Raw genomic sequence first — 26,068 nt, 5'->3', positions numbered from 1 at the left:
ACCCCGGCTCATTCGCCCGCTCCGCCAACGCCAACATCGCCGACCGCTCCTTCTGATCGGCAACCCCATACAAACTCAGCAGATCCGACACATCCCGCGACCGGAACCGAACCCGCCCCAACTCCATCCGGCTGATCTTCGAATGCGACGCCCGGATCGCCTCACCGGCCTCCTCACACGTGATCCCCCGCGCCTCACGCAACCGCCGCAACTGCGACCCCAGCACAATACGCAGCACCGTCGGCCCACCACGATGATGACCGAACATGCTGCTCACGGCCTTCTCGCCATCAGGCGCAGAACCGATCATGCGCTCCCCTCAGGACACCGGAATCCGCCCAGTGTCCCACGCGCAGTGACGGATACAAGCCTCAAAGTAGCGTCGGCCCGTCGAAACCGCGTAGAACGTCGAGCCCGGCATCCGCTCGCCCGGATGCCGATGTGACTCCTGAGAACCAAGGGGACCGGGGATGCCCCCGGGAACCCCCGCGCGAACTGCGCGGCGACGGGATTCGGCCGCCGGCGCGGCGTTCGACGGGCGGCCGGCCCGACGCATTGCCCGCAGCAGGCTTTTACTTTCCACCCTGACCACATCCGGCCAAAACCACTGATCCCGACATAGGCCACAAGGCGGTCGGCGACGCCTCGCCGCACGACCGGTAAACGACGAGCAACAGGCCGTCCATATCCCCTCCAGGTTCCGATCGCTCGAATACAGAGCAAGATCACTTGATTACAGTGCGTGACAGGTGAATTCGATCGGGCGTTCCAATGCCCATTCCGGCCAATCGATACGCCGCGTACAGACCACGCCGAGACCAGGAGAAAAGCATGGCGGTTTCATTGACCCTCAGCCCACGCGTCAGGCGGACGATCACCGCGCTTCCGGCGGCGGCCACCCTCACCCTGTGCATGACCGCCGCCCAGTCCGCCCACGCCCAGAACACCGCGATGCCGCCCTTCTCCAACGGCGGCTTCGAGAACCCGGTCGTCCCCGCGAACTCCTTCACGACGTTCAACACCGGGGCCGAGATCAGCCCCTGGAGGGTCGCCGACGGAAACGTCGACCTGATCGGCTCCGGCTTCTGGCAGGCCGCGGAGGGGAACCAGTCCATCGACCTCGACGGGAACACCGCCGGAACGGTCGAGCAGTCCGTCCCCACCCATTTCGGCGGCTGCTACAACGTCACGTTCTCCCTCGCCGGGAATCCGGACGGCGGGCCGGCGGTCAAGCGCGGATTCCTGCGAGTGACGCAGCACGGCATGGGCCACCCGGCGAACCAGCGGAACTTCGCCTTCGACACGACCGGCAAGACGCGGGCGGACATGGGATACGTCCCGCAGCGGTTCAGGTTCCGCGCCCTCGGCCCTGCGGTCACCCTCGCCTTCGGGAGCGCCACGGCCGGCGCCTTCGGCCCGGTGATCGACGCCGTCTCGGTCAGCCCGACGCACCCGATGGACTGCCGCTTCGGCCACATCTGATTCTCATCGACCGACGCCTCGCGGCGGCCTCACCCGACGGCCGGCGCGAGGCGTCCGTCTTGCCGCCTTCGGCTCAGCGAGGTGATCGAACTGCTTGAGCGAGTGGGGCGGGTGGGACTCGAACCCACGACCAAGGGATTATGAGTCCCCTGCTCTAACCGGCTGAGCTACCGCCCCGAGGGTAGCGAGCATCAAGCCCCACTACCTTGCCTGCCCACGAACGCCCGCGCAACTCGAACACGGTCGAGTCGCGCGGGCGTTCGACGGCCAGGGTGAGTCAGGCGTTCGCGGGGGCGGGCGTCGCCGTGTCTCCCGGCGCGGCCGGCGGGGGGACGGTGCCGGGCTCGGCGGACGGCCGGTCGTCCAGGAGGGTCGTCTCGTCGAACGGCACCTGCCCGGCGAGGACCTCACGGGCGCGGTCGCGGTCGAACTCCCTGGTGACCGTTCCGATGATGACGGTCGCGACCGCGTTGCCGGCGAAGTTGGTGACGGCCCGGGCCTCCGACATGAAGCGGTCGATGCCGACGATGAGGCCGACGCCGTCGACGAGGTCGGGCCGGTGGGACTGCAGGCCGCCGGCGAGGGTGGCCAGACCCGCACCGGTGACCCCGGCGGCGCCCTTGGAGGCCACGACCATGAAGACGAGCAGCGATATCTGCTGGCCGATCGACATGGGCGCGCCGGTCGCGTTGGCGATGAAGAGGGACGCCATCGTGAGGTAGATGGCGGTGCCGTCGAGGTTGAAGGAGTAGCCGGTCGAGACGGTGAGGCCGGAGACGGACCGGCTCACGCCGAGATGCTCCATCTTCGCGATGAGGCGCGGGAGCGCGGTCTCGGAGGACGAGGTGGAGACGATGAGCAGGAACTCACGGCCGAGGTAGCGCAGCAGGGCGAAGACGTTGATCCGCGCGACGAGCCACAGCACCGCGCCCAGGATGACGGAGACGAAGATCGCACAGGTGAGGTAGAAGCCGATCATGATGACGGCAAGGCTCTTGAGCGCGTCGAGGCCGGTGGCGCCGACCACGGCCGCCATCGCGCCGAACGCCCCGACCGGGGCGGCCCACATCACGATCGCCAGGATCCGGAACACCAGGCGCTGAATGTGCTCGACGCCTCGAAGGACCGGCGCGCCGGCGCGGCCCATCGACTGGAGGGCGAAACCGGTGAGCAGCGCGACCAGCAGCGTCTGCAGGACCTGGCCCTCGGTGAAGGCGGACACGAGGGTCTTGGGGATGACGCCGAGCAGGAAGTCGACGGCTCCCTCACTCGCGTCGGACGCCTGCGCGTGACCGGACTGGCGCAGCGCCTGGGTGAGGTGCAGGCCCGCTCCGGGGTGGAGCAGGTTGCCGACGACGAGCCCGATCGCCAGCGCGACGGTGGACGTCAGGAGGAAGTAGCCGAGGGCGAGGCCGCCGACCGCACCGACCTTGGCGGCCTTGGCGACCGAGCCGACACCGAGCACGATCGTGCAGAAGATGATCGGACTGATCATCATCTTGATGAGGTTGACGAAGCCGGTCCCCAGCGGCTTGAGCTCGACCGCGAACCCGGGCGCGGTGAGACCGACGACGACACCGGCGATCACCGCCGCGATCACCATCAGATAGAGGAGATGGGTGCGTTCGCGGCGTCGTCCAGGCGCACGGTCTTGGGGCTCGGCAGACATGTCCGCCTCCTTCGTAGCGGGGGAAATCTGCCTGGACTATGCGCAGATCCGGTGCCTCAGTCACCGTTGCGTTCATTTCGTTCGTGAAACACCCGTTCACGGCACCGAAACACAGCGTGCACACTTGCGTGCATGCGATGGGTCTTCCGGCCTGCCGGTCGGCGGCGTCAGAGCCTGGCCGGCCGGCTCTTCGTCATGCAGATCATCGTGGTCACCTCGGTCGTCGCGGGGGGCGCGGTGCTCGCCTACCTGTACGCCGCGGCGAGCACGAAGGACACGGCGCGGCGGCAGGTGTCGGCCGTCGCCGCCGGAGTCGCCGACGCGCCCACCGTGGCCGCCGCCGTGGAGGGTCCGGATCCGTCACGGGTGTTGCAGCCGTATGCCGAGCAGGTACGGCGGGACGCCGGGGTGGCCTTCGTGACGATCATGAGCCCGACGGGCATCCGGTACACGCATCCCGACCCCCGGATGATCGGCCGGCCGTTCCTCGGCCACATCGAGCGGGCGCGGGCCGGTCGCGCCTTCACCGAGACCTTCACCGGAACCCTCGGGCCGTCGGTGCGACGCGTGGCCCCGGTGTTCGACCGGGAGCACCGGGTCGTCGCGCTGGTCAGCACGGGGATCACGGTGCGGATCCTCGACCGGCGGGTCCGGGACCAGCTGCTGGCGCTGGTGCTGCTCGCCCTGCTCGCACTGGGGGTGGGCGGCGCGGGGACCTATCTCGTCAACGCGCGCCTGCGTCGGCACACCCACGGGATGGACGCGACGCAGCTGAGCCGCATGTACGAGTACCACCACACGATCCTGCACACCGTACGGGAGGGGCTGCTGCTCCTCGATCCGCGCGCACGGGTGGCCCTCGCCAACGGCGCCGCGCGGGAGTTGCTCCGCCTGCCCGAGGATGTGGAGGGACGCGGGGTGGCCGAACTGGCCCTGCCGGAGAGCCTGCGTGACTCTCTCTCCTCCGACGGCCCGTGCGTGGACGAGATCCACCTGACCCGGGAACACGTCGTCGTGGTGAACAAATCGGCCGTCACCTCGGGCACGCGTGACCTCGGCAGCGTCGTGACCCTGCGGGACCACACGGAGCTGCAGGCGCTCAGTGGCGAGCTCGACTCGGTACGGGGCTTCGCCGAGTCGCTGCGATCCCAGACGCATGAGGCGGCCAACCGGCTGCACACCGTCGTGTCGCTCATCGAGCTCGGACGACCGGAGGAGGCCATCCAGTTCGCTACTGCCGAACTGGAGCTCACCCAGCGCCTCACGGACCAGGTCGTGAGCGCGATCGCGGAGCCGGTGCTGGCGGCGCTGCTGCTCGGCAAGGCCGCCCAGGCGAACGAGCGCGGCGTCGAACTGGTCGTGACACCGGACACCGAGATCGACGACACGGCGATCCCGGAGACGCTCGGCTCCCGCGACCTGGTGACGATCCTGGGCAATCTGCTCGACAACGCCGTCGATGCCGCCGTGGAGGCCGGCGGCCACTCCCCCCGGGTGTTCGTCACCGCCCGCGTCTCGGGCGCTGAGCTGCTGCTGCGTGTCGCCGACACGGGCGGCGGCGTCGGCCCGGACTCGGTGGAGGAGATCTTCGAGCGCGGCTGGTCGACGAAGGAAGGGGCGCGCCCGTCCGGGCGCGGGCTGGGGCTGGCCCTCGTCGCCCAGGTCGCCCATCGCCATGGCGGACGGATCGTGGTGGGCCGGGAGGTCGGCGCGGTGTTCACCGTGGCGCTGCCGCTGGCACGAGAGGCGACGGCGTGATCAGCGTCCTGGTGATCGAGGACGACCCGGTGGCCGCGGACGCGCACCGGATGTACGTCGAGCGGGTTCCCGGCTTCGAGGTCGCGGGCGTCGTGCACTCGGGCGCGGAGGCGTTCCGGGTGTTGGACCGGGGGCCGGTCGACCTCCTGCTCCTGGACTTCTACCTGCCGGACTGTCACGGGCTGCAGCTCTGCCGGCGGCTTCGCGCCGCCGGCCACCTGTCGGATGTGATCGCCGTGACCTCGGCACGTGACCTGACCACCGTACGAGCGGCGGTCTCGATCGGCGTCGTGCAGTACCTCCTCAAGCCGTTCACCTTCGCCACGCTCCGTGCCAAGCTCGAACGCTACGCGCACTTCCACGCGACCGTCGCCGGATCCGGCGAGGCGGCCGACCAGCAGGAGGTCGACCGGGCGCTCGCCACGCTCCGTAGTGCGGACCGGCCCGCCCTGCCCAAGGGGATGAGCGCCTCGACGCTGGACACGGTGACGACCGCTCTGCGGACCGCCGGGGAAGGGCTGACGGCCGGTGCGGTCGCGGCCGCCACCGGGTTGTCGCGCGTCACCGCACGCCGCTACCTGGAGTACCTCGTCGACGCCGGGCGGGCGGCCCGGGCCCCGCGGTACGGCCAGGTCGGCCGCCCCGAGCTGTACTACCGCTGGGCTACGACGCCGGGGCGATGAGCCCGGACGGCGGGGGCCGGGGAGGCCGGTTCCCGCGCGTCTCGTGAGTGCGATTGGGACGCGCATTTGCACGTGCATCTGATTGTGCATCAGTTCTTGCATCTGTTCGCGCTCCGGGGGAAGATAGCCGATCAAGCCCTACTCGGCCCGTCCGAGTCGTCTGGAGGCCGCCAGATGCCCCCTTATCGCACGAGCTGTACCTCTACCCGGCACGAACTCGCCGAGGAGCCCCCCTCCCCGACGGGCGTGCGCGACAGCGCGCACGTGCTGCCTCAGCTCACTGCGTTCGGACCGGTGTTCGGCCACTCACAGGACGCCATGTGCCCGCTGCGGGCCAACGGCGCCGCTCCCGGCGTCGCCCGCGAGTTCACCATCGGCACGCTGCGGGCCTGGGGACTGGCCGACCTGGCGGACGACGCGACGGTCATCGTCTCCGAGCTCGTCACCAACGCCCTGCGCTACGGCCTGCCCGCCGGCTTCGTGACCACCGACGACCGGCCGATCAGGCTGACGCTCGTACGCCACGGCACCCTCGTCGTGTGCGTCGTCGCGGACGCCAGCCGCCAGGAACCCCTCGTACGCGACCCCTGCGACATCGCCGAGAACGGCCGCGGGCTGCACGTCATCGAGGCCCTGAGCCGTACGTGGGGCTGGACGCCTCTTCCCCGGGCCGGCAAGGCGGTATGGGCCGCCCTCGCGGTCCCGCAGGCGTGAACCTTTCCCACGGCGGCATGCTTCTCGGAGTAACAATCTGATTACCTGCGTCCTGACACGCGGCTGACCAGGTACGACCTGAAAGACCATACGGACGCGAAAAGCCGTGTCTCGGTAAACTGCCGCTGACGACCTCTTGGGTCGGAGAAGGGCCGCGAAGCACCTCCACCGCAAGGGAACGGTATGGATCGTCGTGTCGGCGGGACGACCGGCGCATCGTCGACCGCGGGCGCGACGGGAGAAGTCGATCCCCCGCTGGTCGGACGCCGCGACGTCCTCGAGGGCTTCGGGCGGCTTCTCGACACCGCCGCCGACGGCACCTGCAGGTTCGTCGGCCTGGCGGGCGACCCCGGTGCGGGGAAGACGCGGCTGCTCGACGAACTGGCCGCCGAGGCCGCCCGACGCCGGCTGCCCGCCCTGTCCGGCCGGGCCACCGAGTTCGAGGAGATGCCGTTCGGCGCCGTGCTCGACGCGCTGGACGACCGTCTGGAGACGATAGCGAAGGAGCTGCCCGAACGGCTCGGCGCACCGGCGGCCGGGCTGCTCGCCACCGTCTTCCCCGCGCTCTCCGTGGCCGCGCCCGGTGACGTCGGCACGATGGCGCCGGCCACCAACCGGTACCACCTGTACCGCGCCGTCCGGCGGCTGCTGGAGGAGCTGGCCGCTTCCGACGGGCTCGTGCTGGTCCTCGACGACGTGCACTGGGCGGACGAGTCGACGGTCGAGCTGCTGGACCACCTGACACGTCATCCGCCGCGCGGACGGATGCTCGTCGCCGTGGCCTACCGGCCGGCCCAGGCCTCGCCCAGGCTGGCCGCGCTGATGGAGACCGCGACGCGGATCCCCGTGGACCCGCTCAGCGAGGCGGAGGTCGGCGAGCTCCTCGGCCCGGAGGTCAGCCGGGCACGCCGCAGTGCGCTGTACGAGGCCAGCGGCGGAAATCCCTTCTACCTCGACGCGCTCGCCCGCATGGGCACCGGCGTCGGGACGCCCGACGGCACGGGCGAACCGACCGAGATCGGCGAACTGCCGCACGCCGTACGCGCGGCCCTGGGCATGGAGCTGAGCGGCCTGTCCGCCACCGCGCTGCTCGTCGCGCGGGCCGCCGCCGTCGTCGCGGACGAGTTCGAACCCGCCCTGGTCGCGGTGACGGCCGAGACGTCCGAGGACGGCACTCTCCAGGCGATCAACGAGCTGGTCGCACGGGACGTCGTACGACCGGCGGCGCCGGGCCGGTTCCGGTTCCGGCATCCGCTCGTCCGGCACGCGGCGTACGAGTCGGCGGCGGCGGGCTGGCGGCACGCCGTGCACGCCCGGATCGCCGCCCGGCTGGCGGACCTGCGCGCCCCGGCGACGGCGCGTGCCCCCCACGTCGAGCGGTCCGCCAGGATCGGCGATCAGACGGCCATCGCGACGCTCGTCGAGGCGGCCCGCTCGGTCGCCGCGCAGGCTCCCGCGACCGCCGCGCACTGGCTGCAGGAGGCCCTCCGGCTCGTTCCGGACACCCCGGACATGCGGCTCGCCCTGCTGCTGGAGCTCGCGCGGGCGCAGGCGGTCAGCGGCCGGATCGCCGAGGGGAAGGACACCGCGCGGGAGCTGCTGCGCCTGTTGCCGCCCGACGACTTCGCACGCCGCGCCCGTGCCGCCCGGCTGTGCGGCATCATGGAGCGCCAGCTCGACCGGCCGCACGAGGCCCGCGCGCTCCTCCTCGACGAGCTGCGGCGGATCCCCGACACCCAGGCCCCGGCCGCCGTCGAGCTCCGCGTGCGGCTGGTGACCGAGAGCCTGATGCGCAGCGACTTCCGCGCCGCCCAGGCCGTCCTCGACCTGATGCCGGAGAACGCCGACGGCTGGGAGCCCAGTCTCGTGCTGGCCGTCGCCGCCGTGCGCCCGATGCCCGCCTACGCCGCCGGGCTGATCGACGACGCCGCCCGCTACGCGACGGTGGCCGCCGGCCTCATGGCGGTCTCGCCGGACGACCACCTCGCCGACTGGCTCGACACCGACATCTGGCTCGGTTGGCTGGAGCTGATGATGGGCCGGTACGCCGACGCCCTGCAGCACTTCGGCCGTTTCCTGACGGTGGCCCGCACCACCGGGCAGAGCTCGATGCTGCCGCACATCATGGCCGGTCAGGCGCAGACGCTCACCATGCTCGGCCGGTTGGAAGAGGCGGCGGCCGCCGCCGAGGAGGCCACGGAGGTCGCCCGCCTCCTGCGCTCGAGCGAGTCGCTGGGCTTCGCGATGACGCAGCAGTGCCTGGCGGCGAGCTGGTCCGGCGACCACGAGTCGGCCGTGCGGCTCGGCGACGAGCTCGTCGGCCTGCGGCTCGGCCGCGGAGAGTGGTGGGCCGCCATGGCCCGGTACGCCCGCGGGATGGCGCTGATCCACGCCGGGCGCCTGGACGAGGGCGCGGAGCAGCTCATCGCCGCCTGCGGTGACTTCAACGATCCCCAGCTCGATCCCGGCACGCTGGTGGCCTGCTGCGAGACGCTCGCCGACGTGGACGCCACGCGGGAACGGCCGCGGGACGCCACAGGCTGGGCCGACCGCGCCGACGTGCTCGCCCGGCCCGGTCTGGAGACGAACGGCGGCTTCGCCATGCTGGCCCGCGCGCACGCGCTGACGGCCTCCGATCCGGACCTGGCGGCCGAACAGGCCCAGGCCGCGGCCGCCATCCTCGACAAGGGCGGCATGCGGATCCACGCCGGACGGGCGAGGCTCCGGGCCGGGATCGCCTACACGGCGGCCGGCGAACGCACTCAGGCCCGGGCCGAGCTCGGCGCCGCCGCGGAGACCTTCACCGCGTGCGGCGCCCGCACCCTGCACGCCCAGGCCGTACGGGCGCAGCGCAAGGTCGGCGTGCGCGTGCCGGGCGCGACCGGCCGGGCGGCCGGCCCGCACGGCCTGTCGCGGCGGGAGTTCGAGGTGGCGACGCTGGTCGCCGAGGGGTGCACGAACCAGCAGATCGCCGAACGGCTGTTCCTCAGCATCCGGACGGTCGAGACGCACCTGTCGCACATCTTCGCCAAGCTCGGTGTGTCGTCCCGGGTCGGTATCGTCAGCGCGCTGAACCAGAACCCTTAGTCGCCCTAGGGCGGAATCAGGGTTTACCACGATGATGCGCGCGCACTTGCGCCTGCCATTGTGTGTCCGGAGGCAGGGAGGTGAGAGTCATGGAGCGACGTGTCCCGGCGCGATACACCCTCGAGGGCGTGTCCGGAGCCGAGGTGTCCGTGCATCCGTTCGCGACGCAGGACGGTCTCGGGCTCAACCTGACCCGGTTCCGGCGCAGCGATTGCGACGACGTCGTGCTCCTGCTGCACGGCCTCACGGCGTCCATCGACATGTTCATCATGCCCGAGCACCGCAACCTGGTGAGCGCCCTGCTGGACAACGGGTTCACCGACGTCTGGGCGCTCGACTTCCGCATGAGCTCCCGGCTGCCGTACGACGCCGAGACGCATCGCTACACGCTGGACGACATCGCGGCCTGGGATCATCCGGCCGCCCTGGCGGAGCTGCGCCGGCACGTCGGCGACCGGCGGGTGCACGTGATCGCGCACTGCCTGGGGTCGCTGTCGTTCTCCATGAGCCTCTTCGGCGGCGCCCTCGACGGCATCACGAGCTTCGTGAGCAACAGCGTCTCGCTGGTCCCCCGGGTCCCGGCCTGGTCGCGGTGCAAGCTCACGGCCGGCCCCGGTCTGTCGGAGTACCTCATCGGCCTGTCCTTCCTGGACTCACGCTTCGGTGAGGCACCGCCGCTCACCCGGGGCTGGATGGTCTCCCGTCTCGTCTCGCTGTTCCACCGCGAGTGCGACGTTCGCGACTGCCACATGATCAGCTTCATGTGGGGCAGCGGTCATCCGGCCCTCTACGAGCACGACAACCTGCTGCCGGTCACCCACCAGCGGATCGCGGACCTGCTCGGCCCGACCGGAGTGCACTACTTCCGGCACATCCGCAAGATGGTGTCGGCCGGTCAGGCCGTCAAGTACCACCCGGGCGACCCGCGCCACGCCGCGCTGCCCGACGCCTACCTGACGCGGGCGAACGAGGTCACCACCCCGGTCCTCCTGCTGTCGGGCGATGCCAACCGTGTCTTCCCGGGCGCGAACGCGGCCTGTCACGCGGCGCTCGAGCGGGCCCGCCCCGGGTTGCAGGAGTTCGCCTCCCTTCCCGGCTACGGCCACATCGACCCCTTCATCGGCGAGAACGCGCACGTGGACGTCTTCCCGAAGATCCTCGACTTCCTGAAGCGGCACTCCTCGGAAGCGAGCGCAGCGAGTGAGCCGATGAACGCAGCACCCTTGGTCACCCCTCCGACGAAGGAGGTCTCGCGATCGAGCGGAGCGAGTGAGCCGATGAACGCAGCACCTCTGGTCAACCCTCCGACGAAGGAGGTCTCATGAACCGCGAACACACCGACGTGGTGGTGGTCGGTTCCGGCTTCGGCGGCTCCGTCGCCGCCTACCGCCTGGCCGAGGCGGGCCTGTCCGTGGTGGTCCTCGAACGGGGGCAGGACTACCCGCCGGGCACCTTCGCCCGTACGCCGGCGCAGATGAGCCGCGCGTTCTGGGACCCGGCGGAGGGGCTGTACGGGCTGTACGACGTCTGGGGGTTCCGCGGGTTCGACTCGGTCGTCTCCAGCGGCCTGGGCGGCGGTTCGCTGATCTACGCCAACGTCCTGCTGCGCAAGGACGAGGAGTGGTTCGTCAAGGAAGAGGCGCTCCCTGAGGGCGGGTACGAGACCTGGCCGGTGAGCCGGCAGGAGCTGGATCCGCACTACGACGCGGTCGAGGGCATGCTCGGGGGCACGCCCTACCCGCTCGACCATCCGGCCTTCGCCGGCACCGCCAAGGCCCATGCGATGCAGGACGCGGCGGCCGAGCTCGGGCTCGACTGGCAGCTGCCGTCACTGGCGGTCAGCTTCGCACCGACGCCGGGGGCCGAACCCGGGCTCGGGCTGCCGATCACCGACCCCAAGTACGGCAACCTGCACGGCGTGCAGCGCCGGAGCTGCCGGCTCTGCGGGGAGTGCTACCTGGGCTGCAACGACGGGGCGAAGAACAGCCTGGACCACACCTACCTGTCCGCCGCCCGGCACCACGGCGCGGACCTGCGCACCCTGCACGAGGTCCGCGAGATCAGGCCGCGACCGGAGGGCGGCTACGAGGTCGACTACGTCCACCACGATCCCCTCACGAAGGCCCGCAAGCCGGAGTCCCGGACCATCTCCTGCGACCGTCTGGTGCTGGCCGCCGGCGCGTACGGCACGACCTACCTGCTGCTGCGGAACAAGGCGCGGTTCCCGGGGCTGAGTGACGCGCTCGGCACGCGGTTCTCCGGCAACGGCGACCTGCTGACCTTCCTGCTGCGGGCCAAGGACCGGGACCGGCTCCGGCCGCTCGACGCCAGCCTGGGCCCCACGATCACCAGCGCGATCCGGCTCCCCGACGAGGTCGACGGCGTGCCGGGCGCGGGGCGCGGCGCGTACATCGAGGATGGCGGCTATCCGAACTTCGTCGGCTGGATGGTGGAGGAGGCCGACATCGCGCACGAGATCTCGCGGATCGTCCGCCTGATGCGCGAGCGGTTCGCGGCCTTCTTCTCCCATGCGCCGGACACCAACCTGTCCGGTGAGGTGTCCGAGCTGATCGGCGACGGGGCGCTGTCGGTCAGCTCGCTGCCGCTGCTCGGCATGGGCCGCGACGTCCCGGACGGCGTGCTGCGGCTGCGCGGCGGCCGGCTCGACGCCGACTGGACGACGAAGACGAGCGAGGAGTACTTCGCGCGGATGCGTTCCACGATGAAGCGGATCGCCGCCGTGCTCGGTGCGACCTACGCCGACAACCCGATCTGGTTCCGCAAGCGCATCATCACGGTGCACCCGGGGGGCGGGGCGCCGATGGGGCGGCACCCCGGTGAGGGGGTCTGCGACCCGTTCGGGGAGGTGCACGGGTTCCCCGGCCTGTACATCGCGGACGGGGCGGCACTGCCCGGCGCGGTGGGGCCGAACCCGTCACTGACGATCGCGGCACTGTCCGACCGGATGTGCACGCGGTTGCTGGAGGACACCGGGCGCGTACACGGGACGCGCCCGGTTGGAGGGGCGGTGAACGGCACGACGCGTGGTTCCGAGGTTCACAGGGGTGCCGAAGAGCGCACGTCGCTGTCGTTCACTGAGGAGATGAAGGGGTTCTTCGCCGAGGGTGAGCATGCTCCCGGGGCGGGAGAGCAGGCGGGCCGGGATCATGGGCATCGGCTCGGGTTCCGGCTCACCATCACCGTCGACGACGTGGACCGCTTCCTGGAGGAGCCCGAGCACACCGCACGGGCTGAGGGATGGATCGACGCCGCTGTCTGCGGGGGCCGGTGTCAGATCGAGCGGGGCTGGTTCAACCTGTTCTGTCCGGGGAGTGCGCCGGACCGCAAGCTCATGCGGTATCGCCTGCACTTCACCGACGCCAAGGGCCGGCCCCGCACCCTCTCCGGGTGGAAGGACATCCGCCACCGCGCGGCGACGCGCGTCTGGCCGGACACCACGACGCTGTTCTTCCGCATCTTCGAGGGGCACGTGATGGAGAGCGACGACGACGAGGCGGCCATCGCCGGCGCCGGCATCCTGCGCCTGGGGCTGGACGACTTCGCCCGGCAGCTCACCACGTTCCGCACGGAGGGGCCGAACGGCCTGGCCGCCCTGGAGCGCTTCGGCCACTTCTTCCTGAGCGAGCTGTGGGACGTCTACCGCCCGAAGCTGTTCCACGGACACGCGCCGGACACCACCGACGCCCCTCAGACCGCCGCCGGCTCCGCGGCCACCGCAACCGACCCGGAGGCCGCTGCGGACTTCAAGAACGGCACGGCCCCGCAGGCCACCGGGGACGCGCAGGCCGTGGCCGACGCGCAGGCCGTGGCCGACGCGCAGGCCGTCGGGGACTTCGAGGTCGTCGCGAACTCCGAGACCCTCGCGTTCCCAGAGTTGGTCGCTGCCTCGGAGGTCGCCACGGACTCCCAGGTCGCCGCGGACTCCGAGGCCGCGGCGGGCAACGAACCCAGCCCGGCCTAGGGGACCGGCGCTGCGAAGGGACCCACGACGCGGCGGGCGGGATCCCGCGACGGGGAGTGTCGCTCGGGTCCCTCCGCCGCGTCGTGGCCGCTGGCCGCCGTCCCGTCACCCGGCCCGACCGGCGGGCGGGCCGGGTGACGGGCGAGCCGACGGCCGGACGGGGGTGGAGACGGGTGCGGTGCGGACGGAGACGGGACCGTCCGCGCCGCGCCTCGCCGACGTCGCCGTCACCGTTGGCGCGTCGGATCGCTCAGTCCCGCTGGTCCGGGTGACTCTGCGCGGTGACCCAGGCGGCGATCTGGGCCCGCGAGGCGAAGCCGAGCTTGGTCATGATGCGCTCGACGTGGCCCTCGGCCGTTCGGTGCGCGATCACCAGCTTCGCCGCTATGTCCTTGTTGCGCATCCCCTGGGCGACGAGCCGGGCGACCTCCATCTCCCGAGGGGTCAGTACCGACGGTGATCGCCCCCCTGCGGGCGACACATCGGTGTGTGGCCTCTCCTCCAGGGCGTAGGACAGCGCCTCCTCGTACGAGAGCGCGGCCCCCTGATCGACCGCGGCCTCGAAGGCGCGGTCGCCGAGAACCCCGCGGATACGCGACCGGCACGCGTCGCGGTACCGGCCGAGGTGCCCGAAGCCCGAAAGCGGCGCACCGACCGCGTTCCACACCGTCTCCAACGCCCCGACCAGCCGCGCCGCCCGCTCGTGGTCCTCTTCCGCGGCGGCGATCCAGCACAGCACCTCCATGCTCACCCCGCTTCCGAGCGGATCATCGAGGGTGCGATGGAACCGAAGGCTCTCCTGCTCCAGCTCACGGGCGTGCCGGATATCGCCTTGACGCCATGCCTCGACGCCGAGCGCCATCGTCGCGTACGCCCTGGCCCATCGCTCGCCGAAGAGGTCGGAGACCGCCAGGCACTCCTGCGCGGTCGACACCGCGCGCGCCGCGTCGCCGCGGTAGGAATGAGCGAGCGACAGCCGGATGAGCGTCAGCAGCAGACCCACCTGATCACCGGTGGCCCGGTGGCGAGCCACCGCCTCCTCATACAGCGCGATCGCGGAGTCGGTGTCCTGGCGGCACATGGCGATCATGCCGGAGTAGAGCGCGACGTAGGCGAGAACCGATTCCAGGCCGAGACGCTCCCCGATGGCCCTGCTCTCGTCGAGCATCGCCGCCGCCGCGTCGATGTCGTTCTGGATGACCGCGAGCCATCCGTCCGCCCAGAGCGCCCGCGCTCGGTCCTCGTCCTCCTCGGAGTGGACGGCGAGCGCGTGATCGAGCCAGCGACGTCCTTCACCGAGATAGAGACCGGTGATCCAGTGGTACAGCAGATCGGTCCCGAGCCGCACCCCGGCCCGTGCCTCTCCCGGCTCGGTGAAGCAGAACTCCAAGGCGACGCGCAGATTGGCGTGCTCGACATGGAGCCGCGCGGCCAAGGCGACCTGATCCGGTCCGACCAGCTTCGCCTGCGCCTGTGCCGCCAGCTTCTGGTAGTAGTCACGGTGCCGACGCCGTAGTGCGGCCTCCTCGCCGGACGCGATGAGCCGTTCACGCCCATACTGGCGGACGGTTTCGAGAAGCCGGTAGCGCTTCACATCCAGCCGGTCTTCGGACACGAAGATTGATTTGTCTACGAGCCCGGCCACCACCTCGACGATCTCCTCCCGGAGGATGCCCTCGCCGACGCACACCTCTTCGGCCGCCGCCAGGTCCAGGCCACCGCTGAAGACCGAGGCACGCGCCCACAGCAGTCGCTCCTGGTCGGTACAGAGTGCGTAACTCCAGTCGATCAGCGCTCGGAGCGTCTGGTGCCGCGGCAACTCATTGGCCGAGCCCGTCACGAGAAACTTGAATCGATCGTCCAGCCGGTCCAGCAACTGCCGTGTCGACAGTATCCGCAGCCGCACGGCGGCCAGCTCGATCGCCAGCGCGATCCCGTCCAGCCGGCGGCAGATCCGTTCCACGACCTCTCGATCGGCCTCGGTGAGCTGGAAGTCCGGGACCACCGCCGCCGCCCGTTCGGCGAACAGCATTACCGCGTCGGATGGCGCGGACGGCCGGGCAGCGCGGTCGGGCAGCGACAGCGTCGGCACCATGAACATCTGCTCGCCCGCGACGCCCAGCGGCTGCCGGCTGGTGGCGAGAATTCGCAGATCCGGAGCCGAACGCATCAGTGCCTGAGCCAGGGCGGCGCAGCCACGCAGCAGGTGCTCACAGTTGTCCAGGACGATGAGCATTCGCCGGTCGCGCAGATGGCCGACGAGCACCTCCAGTGGCGTCCGGCGCGAGTGGTCGTGAATTCTCAGGGCTTCGCTCGTGGCCTGAACGAGCAGTTCTGAGCTCTCCAGATCGGCGAGCTCGACCAGCGATACGCCATCCGGAAACGCCCGCTGCACCTCTGCGGCGACCCGGCGGGCGAGGCGGGATTTGCCGACCCCGCCCACTCCGGTGAGCGTCACCAGATGAGCGCCGGCCAGCAACCTTTTGACCTCGGCGATCTCATGTCTGCGGCCGACGAAGCTCGTCACCTCGACCGGCAGCCCACGCGTCGCTCGCGGCGGGGCGGCCGTTCCGGGGCCGTTCATCAGCGCTCGCCTCGGCCGACAGGGCGAGGTACCTGCCACGACATTGCAGTACAAGCCTAGGGGGTGTCCGGATGGCGGGCCAGCCGGCGACCTGGGTGGTCCGAGATCGTGGCTGGTGGGCATACGGCTCGGTCAATGGCGCTTTCCGGCCGCCCCATAAGGGAGAGAACCCGGCGACCCGGGCGGTGGCGGTGGCGTTTCCCGAGACTTCGGTATCTGCGGAGCGGGCCGGCCTTCCGTCCGAGGCTCTTCGTGCTCGGCGCCGCGCGGAGGCGATCGTCATTCGGACGGACGGAGGGGTCAGGCGAAGACTTTGCCGGGGTTGAAGATGCCGGCGGGGTCCAGTGCCTGTTTGATCGCGCGGTGCATGCCGAGCACGACCGGGCCGACCTCCTCGGCCATGCCCCGGCGTTTCAGCAGGCCGACGCCGTGTTCTCCGGTCACGGTGCCGCCCAGTCCGATCGCCTCGTCGACGATCCGCTCGAACGCCGCCTGGGCGCGTTCCCGCGCCGCGTCGTCGTCCGTCGGCGTGATCATCAGCGGGTGGAGGTTGCCGTCCCCGGCATGCGCGACGTTCGCGATCTGGATGTCGTGCTCGGCGGCGATCCGCTCGATCCGGCCGAGCATCTCCGGCACCAGCATGCGGGGCACGCACACGTCCTCGGTGAGCACCGGCCCGAGCCGCTCGACGGCCGGGTACGCGAGCCGGCGGGCCGCGAACAGCGCCTCCGCCTCCTCCGGGTCGGTCGAGCGCGCGCTCCACGTCGCTCCGGCGGCCGCGAAGCACCCCAGAATGGCGTCGGCCTCCTCCTCCCCCGCCTGGCCGGGCGTGTCGCTGCGGCCGAGCAGCAGGACATCGCCCTCGTCGGCCAGTCCCATGTGCTTCCACTCGTCGACGGCGCGCAGGCAGTGCCGGTCGATGAGTTCCAGGGCGCTGGGCACCACGCCGGCGGCGGTCACGGCGCTGACCGCCTCCCCCGCCGCCACGAGCGAGTCGAAGTACCCCACGATCGTGCGCTCGGCCGCGCGGGCGCCCCGGAGCCGCACGGTGATCTCGGTGATGACGCCGAGGGTGCCCTCCGAGCCGACCAGCAGGCCGGTCAGGTCGTACCCGGCCACGCCCTTGGCGGTGCGCCGGCCCAGCCGTACGACGTCGCCGCGTCCGACGACGGCCTCGAGCCCGAGGACGTAGTCCCGCGTCACGCCGTACTTCACGCAGCACAGGCCGCCCGCGTTGGTCGCGACGTTGCCGCCGATGGTCGACCACGGGGCGCTCGCCGGGTCCGGCGGGTACCAGAGCCCGTGCTCGGCGCAGGCCCTGCGCAGGTCGTCGTTGACGACACCGGGCTGTACGACCGCGATCCGCTCGTCCGGATCGATTCGGATGATCTCGTTCATCGCCTCGAACGACAGCACGACGCAGCCGTCGATCGCGTTGGCGCCGCCGGACAGACCCGTGCCGGCCCCGCGCGCGACCACCGGCACGCCGAGCCGCGCGCACCGGGCGACGACCTCCCGTACCTCCGCCGTCTCCCGGGGCCGTACGACCGCGACCGGCATGCCGTGCGGCGCCCACTCCGCCTCGTCGTGCGCGTAGGAGGCCAGCACGTCCGGGTCGCGGACCACCCTGCCGCCGGGGAGCGCCCGCTCCAGCTCGACCGCCAGGTCCGCCGAGATCGCCGTCATACGCCGCACCCTACGCCCGGCATGATCTCCGCGAACGGCGACGGGCAGACTGGGCGGTGACCACAAACCCCGAAAAGGTGGTGCAATGCCCGCGAATCCCCTCACCGCGTACGAGCTGACCGACCTGCGCGAGCGGCACAGCGTCAAGTGGCGCGAGTACCCCTCCGATGTCCTGCCCATGTGGGTGGCGGAGATGGACACCCCGCTGGCCGAGCCCGTCGCCGAGGCGCTCACGAGGGCGGTCGGCCGGGGTGACACCGGGTACGCGGCCGCGGGCCGGTTGCCGGAGGCGTTCGCGGACTTCGCCGCCGACCGCTACGGCTGGCGGACCGAACCGGACGCGATGCGGCTGGTGCCCGACGTGATGTCCGGGATCAAGGAGGTCCTGGAGATCGTCTCGGCGCCCGGCGACCAGGTGGTGGTCAACACCCCCGGCTATCCGCCGTTCTTCTACTGGCTGGAGCGGATCGGCCGCAAGGTCGTCCGCAACCCCCTGGCCTGCGGTCCGGACGGATACCGGATCGACCTGGACCTGCTCGAGCGCGACTTCGCCGCGGGGGCGCGGGCCTACCTGCTGTGCAGCCCGCACAACCCCACCGGCAGGGTCTTCACCCGCGACGAACTGCTGGCCGTCGCGGACCTCGCCGACCGGTACGACGTGCGGATCGTCGCCGACGAGATCCACGCGCCGCTGACCCACCCGGGCGCGCGGCACGTTCCGTTCGCCTCGCTGGACGCCCCGGCCGCCGCCCGCTCGATCGTGCTGGCCTCGGCGTCGAAGGCCTGGAACCTCGCCGGCCTCAAGGCGGCCCTGGCCGTCCCCGGGCCCGACGCCCGCGCCGACGTCGCGCTGATCCACGAGGAGGTGAGCGAGAGCGCGGGCCTGTTCGGGGTGATCGCCTCGGAGGCTGCCTTCACCCACGGCCGCCCGTGGCTCGCCGACCTGCTCGCCGGGCTCGACGCCAACCGCCGGCTCCTCGGCGACCTGCTCAAGGCGCACCTGCCCGGCGTCGGCCACCACCCGCCCCAGGCCACGTACCTGGCCTGGCTGGACTGCCGCGCGCTGGGGCTCGGGGACGACCCCGCCGAGACCTTCCTGCGGCACGGCCGGGTGGCGCTCTCGCCCGGCCCGAATTTCGGCCCGGCCGGGCACGGTTTCGCCCGCCTGAACTTCGGCACGTCGCCGGACCGCGTCACCGAGGCCGTACGCCGCATGGCGGCCGCCCTGGAGGCGGCGGACCCGCGATGACGCGGCCGAGCGCCCGGGTCTGAGCCGGCGCGGCCGGGAGATCACCTTCACCGCTGGAACACGGACGATTACTCCACTACATTGGTCGGAAAACAATAGATCAAGGAGTTTCCGTGGACCTCACTGAAGAAGGTGACTGTCGGCCGTCACGACGCACGATCCTCCGCATGTCGGCCGGCCTGGGCTTGGGCCTGGGCTCGGCGATGGCCGGTACGGCCGCCGGGACGGCCCGCGCCGACGACGGCCCGATCCTCAAGCCGCTGCCGCCCGAGCTGTTCATCGTGTACGGCACGAACGCCGAGACCCGGTGGGAGGCGATGCGCGGGCAGGGGTACCTCACGCCGACCGACCGCTTCTTCGTCCGCAACCACACCCGCACTCCGCTGATCGACGTGCGCACCTGGCGACTCCGCCTGTTCGGCAGCGGCCTGCACGGCTCCCCCACCCTCGACCGGCCGGTCGAGTTCTCCTACGAGGACCTGCTCGGGATGCCGGCCCGGACCATCGACGCGTTCATCGAGTGCACCGGGAACGGCCGGAACCTCTACACGACGCAGCAGCACCAGTCCGTATCGGGCACGCCGTGGCTGCTGGGCGGGGTCGGCGTCGCCCGCTGGCGCGGTGTCCCGCTGGCCCACGTCCTCGAACGCGCCGGGCTGACGCACCGGGCCGTGGACGTCATGCCGCGCGGCCTCGACCCCGACTTCATCGACGGCGGACGGAACATGGGGCGGGTGCGCAGGCCACTGCCGGTCGCCAAGGCGCTCGACGACGTCCTGCTGGCCTATGAGATGAACGGCCGGCCGTTGCCCCCCGACCACGGATTCCCCGTACGCCTCGTGGTGCCCGGCTGGGTGGGGATCGCCTCGATCAAGTGGGTCGGCGACATCGAGGTCTCCGCCTCCCCGCTGTCCTCTCCCTGGAACACCACCTACTACCGGATGTTCGGCCCCGGCTACCCGCCGGAGGGCAGCGCTCCGCTCACGCGGCAGGTGACCAAGAGCGCGTTCGAGCTGCCGTGGAACGCGCGGCTCGAGGCCGGGCGGACCGTCTCGCTACACGGCCGATCATGGTCCGGCGAAGGGGCCGTACGCCACGTCGAGGTCAGCACCGACGGCGGCCGGACCTGGCGGCGGGCCGCCACCCACGGACGTCGCGGCGCCCTCGGGTGGGTCCGCTGGGAGATCACCTGGCGCCCGCCGGGCCCGGGCTCGTACGAGCTGCTGGCGCGCGCCACCGACGCCACCGGGACCGCGCAGCCGGACGTCGCGCCGTACAACACGTTCGGCTACCTGTTCGGGGCGGTCGTGCGCCACCCGGTCACGGTGGCCTGACACCCCCGCGTGCCGCTGAGGCCGGTCCGCGCGCTACCTGAGACCGGCCCGCGCGCCGGCCGGTCACGGCGGCCTGCGGGCCGGGTCCGCGCGGGCTCGTTACGAGGTCGTCCAGGCCGGGTTGGTGCGCATGCGGCTCGCGCTGCGGCGCGGCTTGCGGCGGGCGGCGCGTTTCTCGGCCGCCTCCGGCTCGGGAGCCCGGTGCGCCAGCGCGTCGCGGAGCTGGGCGCGGCCGCGGTGGATGCGGCTGCGGACCGTGCCCATCTTCACGCCGAGGGTCGCGGCGATCTCCTCGTAGGACAGACCCTCGATGTCGCACAGCACCACGGCGGCGCGGTACTCCGGCGGCAGCGCGTCCAGAGCCGTCTGAATGTCGTCGTCGAAGTGACGGTCCTCGTACGCCTGGGCGGGGCTCGGCTCGCGGCCCTTCAGCCGCTCGGCCGCGTCGTCGGCGAGTCCCTCGAACCGGATGCGCTGCCGGCGGCGGACCATGTCGAGGAACAGGTTGGTGGTGATCCGGTGCAGCCACCCCTCGAACGTTCCCGGCGTGTAGTTCGACAGCGAACGGAACACGCGCACGAACACCTCTTGCGTGAGGTCCTCGGCGTCGTGCTGGTTCCCCGTCAGCCGGTAGGCGAGGCGGTAGACGCGCGCGGAGTGCTCACGCACGATCTCGTCCCAGCTGGGCGGCGTCCACGCCACCGTGTCACCCTTCACCCGTCACCCCCGATATCACTGTTCGCGGTCAAAGTCTGTCCCGTCGGGGGTAAGAGCGGTGTAAGGGAGACCCGTCATGGGACGACTCCTTCCCCGGCCGTTCGGCTGCCTTTCCTCCGACGTTGTCCAGCATGGCAGCCCGGCGCCCGGCCGACGTCGCCCGTCAGATGGGTGTACGCCCGCCCCGGCGTCGGTCGAGGGGCGGAGGCGGAGACGGCCGCCTCCTCCTCAAGGGGGAGGAACCGGCCCGGGAAAACCTTGATCATCCACACCGTAGTCGGCATCCTGGGCGCGGGGCGGCTACTCGCGCCGGACGCCCCCTGGAGCGGCGATGGAGATTCGCATCCTCGGCCCGTTCGAACTGCTCGACGGTGAACGACGGGTTCCGATCGACGCGCCCAAGCAGCGCGCCGTGCTCACCGCTTTAGTCCTGCGCGCGAACCGGGTGGTGCCGGCCGAAGAGCTCGCCGAACTCGTGTGGGGGGACGACCCGCCGTCGAGCGCGCGGCTCACCCTCCAGGGGTACGTCCTGCGGATCCGCCGCGCCCTGGCGGCCGTCCCCGACCTGACGATCCATACCGAACCCACGGGATACCTGCTGCGCGTCGACCCCGACCGGATCGACGCGCACCGGTTCGCGCGCCTCATCGAGGACGCGGCACGGGCGGCCACGGGCGGCGACACGGCCGCCGAGGCGGACCTGCTGCGGGAGGCCCTCGCGCTGTGGCGGGGAGAGCCCCTCACGGACGTCGGCTCCGACACCCTCCGGCGTGAGGAGGCGGGCCGGCTGACCGAGATGCGGGCGAGCGCGATCGAGCGGCGCGTCGACGCGGACCTCCGCCTCGGACGGCACCTCGAACTGATCGGCGAGCTGACCGCGCTCGTGGCGGCCCACCCCTTCCGGGAGGAGTTCCGCGCCCAGCTGATGCTCGCCCTCTACCGCGCGGGGCGCCGGGCGGACGCCCTCGAGGCGTACCGGGACGCGCGGGCCGTCCTCACGCGGGAGCTCGGGGTCGAGCCGGGCCCGCGGCTGCGGCGGCTGGAGCAGGCCGTGCTGACCGCCGACCCCGCGCTGGATCCGGCGCCCCGCGAGGAGCACAGCCCCTGCGTGCTGCCACCGGACGTGCCGCACTTCGTCGGCCGGCAGGCCGAGCTGGCCCGGCTGCTCGCATCCCCGCGAACGGACGCCGGCCCGGCCGTGTGCGCCGTGGCGGGCATGGCCGGGGTGGGCAAGACGTCGCTCGTCGTGCACGCCGCCCACCGGCTGGCCGAGCGGTACCCCGACGGGCGGATCCACGTCGACCTCGGCGGCACCACCGGGCATCCGATGGATCCGGCGGTGGCCCTCGACCGGTTCCTGCGCCTGCTCGGCGTGTGGGGCGGCCGGATCAGAGGCGGCGTCGACGATCGCGCGGCGCTGCTGCGCGACCGGCTGGCGGGCCGCCGCGTGCTCCTCGTCCTCGACAACGCGGCCGACGAGGCGCAGGTACGGCCGCTGATCCCCGGGACGCCGGGCTGCGCGGCGTTCATCACCAGCCGGACCCCGCTCATCGGACTGGAGTACGCCGAGTTGCTCGACCTGGACGTGCTGGACCCGGACGACGCCGTGGACCTGCTGGCCGGGGTCGTCGGACGGCAGCGGATCCTGGCGGAGCAGGACCGCGCCCGCACTCTCGTCGCCCAGTGCGGCCACCTGCCGTTGGCCGTACGGATCGCGGCGGCGCGGCTGGCCGGGCGTCCCGAGTGGACCCTGGACCGGCTGGCCGGCCAGCTCGCGGACGAGCACCGGCGGCTCGACCGCCTGGCCGCCGGGGACCTGGAGGTACGGTCCAGCATCGCGCTGAGCCAGGACGCGCTGCCGGCCGCGCACCGGCGGCCGTTCCACCTGATCGGGCTGCTCGACCTGCCCGAGATCACGCCCTGGATGGTGGCGGCGCTCCTCGACCGGCCGGTGGCCGAGGCCGAGGACGTCACCGACGCCCTCGTCGACGCGCGCCTGCTGGAACCCGGCCGCGCGGACGCCCCGGACGGCCCCCACTACCGCTGCCACGACCTCGTCCGGCTGTTCGCCCGCGAACAGGCCCTCGAGTCCGAACCGCCGCGCGAACGGGACGCGGCCGTGCTCCGGGTGCTGCGTACGCTGCTGGACCTCGCGGAGGCGGCCGACGACGCCCTGCCGAGCCGACGGCTGCGCCTGCCCGACCCGCGTCTGAGCGATCCGCACCTGGGCGATCCGCGCCAGGCCGGTGCTCGTCCGGCCGACCCGCGCCGAACGGGGTTCGCCGGGGTGGCACCGGCGGAGCCGCTCGCGTGGTTCGAGGCCAACCGCCAGACGCTGACCACGGCCGTGCACCGGGCGGCGTCCGCCGGGGAGGCCGAGCTGTCCTGGCGGCTGGCCGCCTCGCTGCTGAGCTTCCACGACCTGCGGGGCCACTGGGACGACTGGCACCGTACCCACGAGGTCGCGCTCGCGGCCGCCCGTGCCCGGGACGACCGCTGGGGGGAGACCGCGATGCGCTACGGTCTCGGCCTCCTCGCCGCCGCCCAGGATCGCTACAAGGACGCGGCCGCGCACCTGACCGCCGCCGTCACCGGCAGCCGGCGGCTCGACGCGCCGGTCCGCGCGGCCAGGGCCCTGGGCGCGCTCGGTGACGTCCACCACATCTGCGACCGGCTGGACGACGCCTTCGCCTGTTTCCAGGAGGCCCTGGAGATCGCCGACCGGCACGGCGACCTGACCGGCCGGGCCAACGGCCTGCTCAACCTGGGCCTGGTGCACCGTGATCAAGGCGACCCGGTCGCCTCACTCGCCCATCTGGACCAGGCCCTGGCGACCTTCCGCTCGGCGGGCGACGAGTACGGGGAGGCGCACGTCCTGCGCTTCCTCGCCGCGACGCACTACCACTCCCGTACCGACCTCGGGGCCGCGCACCGGCACGCGACGCACGCGATCGGGCTGTTTCGGCGGTTCGGCGACGGCCTCGCCGAGACGAGGTCGCTGCGTCTGCTGGCCATGGTGCTGACGGCCGAGGGGCGCCCGCGGTCCGGGGCCGACCTCCTCGATCGCTGTCTCGCGGCCTTCCGGGAACAGGGCGACCTGTTCGGCGAGGCGTCCACGCTGTGGGCCCTCGGCGAGGCGACGCACGAGAGCGGCGACACCGTACGGGCGATCGCGTGCCTGGAGCAGGCGCTGGCCCTCTTCCGCCGGCTCGACGTGCCGCTGTGGGAGACGCGCACCCGGGCCCGGCTGGCGGCGGTGCGCGGGGAGGGCGCCGACCCTGCCGACGGCTCCCTCCCCACCACCGTCACCGATGCGGGACCGCCCCGGGCGTCCAACCCAGGTAGTGGCTGAAGTGGCTCACGCTCGACGCGTGCCCGATCTTGCCGCTGATGCTGGTCGAGTAGAACCCGCCGTTGCCGTCGGCGATGCCGACGTGGCCGTACGAGCTGATGTTCCAGTACACGAAGGACCCGGCCGGTGGCTTGGTGCCGCTGTGGTGCGGTGCGCCGTTCCAGTGGGCGATCGCCGAGGCCCACACCCCGGTCGTGCCGTAGGCGTTCTCCACCGCCTTCTCGCAGTAGTGCTCCCAGCCGGTGCTGCCGACGTGGTTCTTCATCCACTGCACCGCGCCGGCCGGGGTGCCGTCGCCGGCGCTGAGCGGCGACACCTGCCCGGCCGAGAAGACGCTCGCGGGCGCCTTCGCGGTCACCGTACGGACGGGCGCCGCGTGCGCGGTCGCCGGGACGCCGGCGGCGACGAGGACCGCGGCGGGGACGAGTGCGGCTCCGGCACGCAGCCGGCGCCAGGAAGGACGACGCATCTGCCAACCTCCAGGGGGTGAGGGGGACATGCGCCGAGAAGCGTCGCAATCGCCGCTTGTACATCGCTTGTGCGATTGAGAACCGCCGGCCGCCGAAGACGCCCCTGGAGATGCGAATGGGCCGGGCTCACCGAGCCCGGCCCATTCGACTGGCTCCCCCGACTGGACTCGAACCAGTAACCTGCCGGTTAACAGCCGGACGCTCTGCCAATTGAGCTACGGGGGATCACACGAGAGGCCGCCCTGACCGCTGGCCGCCCCATCGCGCACAAGGTTAGCGCATTTCGCACGTGCTCGTTTCGCCGACTGGCCCGCCCTCTTCGGGGTATGTCCTACGGCGACTCAGCAGAGGAGTTGATCATGAAACACCGCGCTGTGTTCCTCGCCGGAGCGGCGACCGGGTACGTACTGGGAACGCGCGCCGGCAAGGAGCGCTACGAGCAGATCAAACGGATGTCCCGGCGTGTCGCCGAGCATCCCCGCGTGCAGGAGGCCGCCGGCGTGCTGCGCGCCCAGGCCGGCGAGCTCGCCGAGTCGGCGCGGCACAGGTTCGGCGACAAGGTCCAGACGGTGAGCGGTATGGTCCAGGAGAAGGTCCCCGGCATGCGCCGGGCCGAGCCGTCCGCCCCCACGGACGCGACCGACCGGACCCGCCAGCCCGCCCATCCCGGCGACACACCCGCCGACGTCACCTGACCACGACCGCGAGCGGGCGCGCCATCCGCACCCGCGGGGCCTCGGGCGCCCGCTCGCGCACTCCTGCGGCTCCTGGGGCCTGCCTCGACGTCCCCGCCCGGACGGCGGGGCCTGGAGACAGGCCCTACCTACTACAGGCCCGTCTGGCGGCGGATCTCCTCCAGCGCCTGCTCGGCCTGGGCCAGCAGGCCCGGATCGGCGGGGTCGAGGCCGCGGTCGAAGACGAACGACCAGCGCACCTCGCCGTCCGCCCGTGGCGGCCGGCGGCCGACGACCCGTACGCCTCCCCCGGGCAGCTTGACGTGGGTGCTGACGACGACGGTGGCGGTGACGCGCTCCCGGACGGTCTCGGGCACCGAGCCCGGCTCCGTGAGCGGCACGGTGTGCCGCCGGCCGCCGACCTCCCGTACGGCCAGGACACCGTCCTGCCAGGTGGCCTGCTCCACGCGCTCCCAGGGCAGCCGGGTGACCTCGTCCGTCCCGGGGAGGTAGAGGGCGGCATCGCTCGCGACCGTCTCACCACCGACCGCCAGGACGCGCTCGCCCCGCTGGAGGACCACGCCGTCCGGAACGCTCTTCCGCCACGTCAGTCGCATGACAGATCAC

18 protein-coding genes and 2 tRNA genes are annotated in these 26,068 nt (G+C 72.0%); 11 read left to right on the top strand and 9 right to left on the bottom strand.

Annotation, left to right across the window (positions count from 1 at the left end; translation table 11 throughout):
- Window positions 1-310 (bottom strand): helix-turn-helix domain-containing protein (locus ABD978_RS30670; protein WP_345357496.1); only part of this gene is annotated, 310 nt, incomplete at its 3' end.
- A gap of 521 nt (window positions 311-831) precedes the next feature.
- Here ABD978_RS30670 and ABD978_RS30665 point away from each other — a divergent pair.
- Complete coding sequence (locus ABD978_RS30665; protein WP_345362461.1) at window positions 832-1,482, top strand: choice-of-anchor C family protein; 651 nt, start codon at window positions 832-834, stop codon at window positions 1,480-1,482.
- A 103-nt stretch (window positions 1,483-1,585) separates the two neighbouring features.
- Here ABD978_RS30665 and ABD978_RS30660 read toward each other — a convergent pair.
- Window positions 1,586-1,659: transfer RNA gene (locus tag ABD978_RS30660), tRNA-Ile, on the bottom strand.
- Window positions 1,660-1,759: 100 nt separating this feature from the next.
- A complete protein-coding gene (locus ABD978_RS30655) occupies window positions 1,760-3,151 on the bottom strand; it encodes a cation:dicarboxylate symporter family transporter (protein WP_345362458.1) in 1,392 nt (463 codons plus the stop codon).
- A gap of 132 nt (window positions 3,152-3,283) precedes the next feature.
- Between ABD978_RS30655 and ABD978_RS30650 the strand changes: the two genes are divergently transcribed.
- The 6 genes from ABD978_RS30650 (at window position 3,284) to ABD978_RS30625 (ending at window position 13,375) form a co-directional block, all read left to right on the top strand.
- Window positions 3,284-4,909 carry a sensor histidine kinase gene (locus ABD978_RS30650; RefSeq protein WP_345362455.1) on the top strand — a complete coding sequence of 542 codons (1,626 nt, stop codon included), beginning with the start codon at window positions 3,284-3,286 and terminating at the stop codon, window positions 4,907-4,909.
- Window positions 4,906-5,592 carry a response regulator gene (locus tag ABD978_RS30645; protein ID WP_345362452.1) on the top strand — a complete coding sequence of 229 codons (687 nt, stop codon included), beginning with the start codon at window positions 4,906-4,908 and terminating at the stop codon, window positions 5,590-5,592. Before ABD978_RS30650 ends, ABD978_RS30645 begins: the two co-directional genes overlap by 4 nt.
- Window positions 5,593-5,766: 174 nt before the next feature.
- Entirely contained in the window at window positions 5,767-6,306 is a 540-nt protein-coding gene (locus ABD978_RS30640; RefSeq protein ID WP_345362449.1) for an ATP-binding protein, read from the top strand.
- A 183-nt stretch (window positions 6,307-6,489) separates the two neighbouring features.
- The gene (locus tag ABD978_RS30635; RefSeq protein WP_345362446.1) at window positions 6,490-9,393 is read left to right on the top strand and encodes a helix-turn-helix transcriptional regulator; all 2,904 of its coding nucleotides are present in this window, start codon (window positions 6,490-6,492) and stop codon (window positions 9,391-9,393) included.
- A gap of 89 nt (window positions 9,394-9,482) precedes the next feature.
- Entirely contained in the window at window positions 9,483-10,718 is a 1,236-nt protein-coding gene (locus ABD978_RS30630; RefSeq protein WP_345362443.1) for an alpha/beta fold hydrolase, read from the top strand.
- Entirely contained in the window at window positions 10,715-13,375 is a 2,661-nt protein-coding gene (locus tag ABD978_RS30625; protein ID WP_345362440.1) for an FAD-dependent oxidoreductase, read from the top strand. The genes ABD978_RS30630 and ABD978_RS30625 overlap by 4 nt, the downstream gene beginning before the upstream one ends.
- Window positions 13,376-13,625: 250 nt before the next feature.
- Here ABD978_RS30625 and ABD978_RS30620 read toward each other — a convergent pair whose 3' ends face one another.
- A complete protein-coding gene (locus tag ABD978_RS30620) occupies window positions 13,626-15,959 on the bottom strand; it encodes an ATP-binding protein (protein WP_345362437.1) in 2,334 nt (777 codons plus the stop codon).
- A 300-nt stretch (window positions 15,960-16,259) separates the two neighbouring features.
- Window positions 16,260-17,645 (bottom strand): FAD-binding oxidoreductase, encoded by a 1,386-nt coding sequence (locus ABD978_RS30615; RefSeq protein ID WP_345362434.1) that lies wholly within the window; start codon window positions 17,643-17,645, stop codon window positions 16,260-16,262.
- 85 nt (window positions 17,646-17,730) lie between these two features.
- Between ABD978_RS30615 and ABD978_RS30610 the strand changes: the two genes are divergently transcribed.
- Window positions 17,731-18,894, top strand: a complete 1,164-nt coding sequence (locus tag ABD978_RS30610) for a MalY/PatB family protein (RefSeq protein WP_345362431.1) — start codon at window positions 17,731-17,733, stop codon at window positions 18,892-18,894.
- Window positions 18,895-19,061: 167 nt separating this feature from the next.
- The gene (locus tag ABD978_RS30605) at window positions 19,062-20,228 is read left to right on the top strand and encodes a sulfite oxidase (protein ID WP_345362428.1); all 1,167 of its coding nucleotides are present in this window, start codon (window positions 19,062-19,064) and stop codon (window positions 20,226-20,228) included.
- A gap of 99 nt (window positions 20,229-20,327) precedes the next feature.
- Here the strand turns inward: ABD978_RS30605 and sigE are convergent, their stop codons facing one another.
- A complete protein-coding gene (gene sigE / locus ABD978_RS30600) occupies window positions 20,328-20,945 on the bottom strand; it encodes an RNA polymerase sigma factor SigE (RefSeq protein WP_345362425.1) in 618 nt (205 codons plus the stop codon).
- Window positions 20,946-21,276: 331 nt separating this feature from the next.
- Between sigE and ABD978_RS30595 the strand changes: the two genes are divergently transcribed.
- Window positions 21,277-24,297, top strand: a complete 3,021-nt coding sequence (locus tag ABD978_RS30595; protein ID WP_345362422.1) for an AfsR/SARP family transcriptional regulator — start codon at window positions 21,277-21,279, stop codon at window positions 24,295-24,297.
- Here the strand turns inward: ABD978_RS30595 and ABD978_RS30590 are convergent.
- Entirely contained in the window at window positions 24,251-24,766 is a 516-nt protein-coding gene (locus tag ABD978_RS30590; RefSeq protein ID WP_345362419.1) for a CHAP domain-containing protein, read from the bottom strand. The two genes, ABD978_RS30595 and ABD978_RS30590, sit on opposite strands and share 47 nt — an antisense overlap.
- Before the next feature lie 150 nt (window positions 24,767-24,916).
- Window positions 24,917-24,992, bottom strand: a tRNA-Asn gene (locus ABD978_RS30585).
- Between the two features lie 134 nt (window positions 24,993-25,126).
- Here ABD978_RS30585 and ABD978_RS30580 point away from each other — a divergent pair.
- Window positions 25,127-25,462, top strand: coding sequence for a YtxH domain-containing protein (locus ABD978_RS30580; RefSeq protein ID WP_345362416.1), 336 nt, complete (start codon window positions 25,127-25,129; stop codon window positions 25,460-25,462).
- Between the two features lie 131 nt (window positions 25,463-25,593).
- Here ABD978_RS30580 and ABD978_RS30575 read toward each other — a convergent pair whose 3' ends face one another.
- Window positions 25,594-26,058 (bottom strand): hypothetical protein, encoded by a 465-nt coding sequence (locus ABD978_RS30575; protein ID WP_345362413.1) that lies wholly within the window; start codon window positions 26,056-26,058, stop codon window positions 25,594-25,596.
- Window positions 26,059-26,068: the final 10 nt, after the last annotated feature.

Source organism: Actinoallomurus liliacearum (genome assembly GCF_039542035.1).
Lineage (GTDB): Bacteria > Actinomycetota > Actinomycetes > Streptosporangiales > Streptosporangiaceae > Actinoallomurus > Actinoallomurus liliacearum.
This window is presented reverse-complemented; position numbering and strand designations above follow the sequence as displayed.

Coding starts and splice junctions, on each gene's coding strand:
- ABD978_RS30665 (WP_345362461.1), top strand. CDS start 832: ATGGCGGTTTCATTGACCCTCAGCCCACGCGTCAGGCGGACGATCACC.
- ABD978_RS30655 (WP_345362458.1), bottom strand. CDS start 3,151: ATGTCTGCCGAGCCCCAAGACCGTGCGCCTGGACGACGCCGCGAACGC.
- ABD978_RS30650 (WP_345362455.1), top strand. CDS start 3,284: ATGCGATGGGTCTTCCGGCCTGCCGGTCGGCGGCGTCAGAGCCTGGCC.
- ABD978_RS30640 (WP_345362449.1), top strand. CDS start 5,767: ATGCCCCCTTATCGCACGAGCTGTACCTCTACCCGGCACGAACTCGCC.
- ABD978_RS30635 (WP_345362446.1), top strand. CDS start 6,490: ATGGATCGTCGTGTCGGCGGGACGACCGGCGCATCGTCGACCGCGGGC.
- ABD978_RS30630 (WP_345362443.1), top strand. CDS start 9,483: ATGGAGCGACGTGTCCCGGCGCGATACACCCTCGAGGGCGTGTCCGGA.
- ABD978_RS30625 (WP_345362440.1), top strand. CDS start 10,715: ATGAACCGCGAACACACCGACGTGGTGGTGGTCGGTTCCGGCTTCGGC.
- ABD978_RS30620 (WP_345362437.1), bottom strand. CDS start 15,959: ATGAACGGCCCCGGAACGGCCGCCCCGCCGCGAGCGACGCGTGGGCTG.
- ABD978_RS30615 (WP_345362434.1), bottom strand. CDS start 17,645: ATGACGGCGATCTCGGCGGACCTGGCGGTCGAGCTGGAGCGGGCGCTC.
- ABD978_RS30610 (WP_345362431.1), top strand. CDS start 17,731: ATGCCCGCGAATCCCCTCACCGCGTACGAGCTGACCGACCTGCGCGAG.
- ABD978_RS30605 (WP_345362428.1), top strand. CDS start 19,062: ATGTCGGCCGGCCTGGGCTTGGGCCTGGGCTCGGCGATGGCCGGTACG.
- ABD978_RS30595 (WP_345362422.1), top strand. CDS start 21,277: ATGGAGATTCGCATCCTCGGCCCGTTCGAACTGCTCGACGGTGAACGA.
- ABD978_RS30590 (WP_345362419.1), bottom strand. CDS start 24,766: ATGCGTCGTCCTTCCTGGCGCCGGCTGCGTGCCGGAGCCGCACTCGTC.
- ABD978_RS30580 (WP_345362416.1), top strand. CDS start 25,127: ATGAAACACCGCGCTGTGTTCCTCGCCGGAGCGGCGACCGGGTACGTA.
- ABD978_RS30575 (WP_345362413.1), bottom strand. CDS start 26,058: ATGCGACTGACGTGGCGGAAGAGCGTTCCGGACGGCGTGGTCCTCCAG.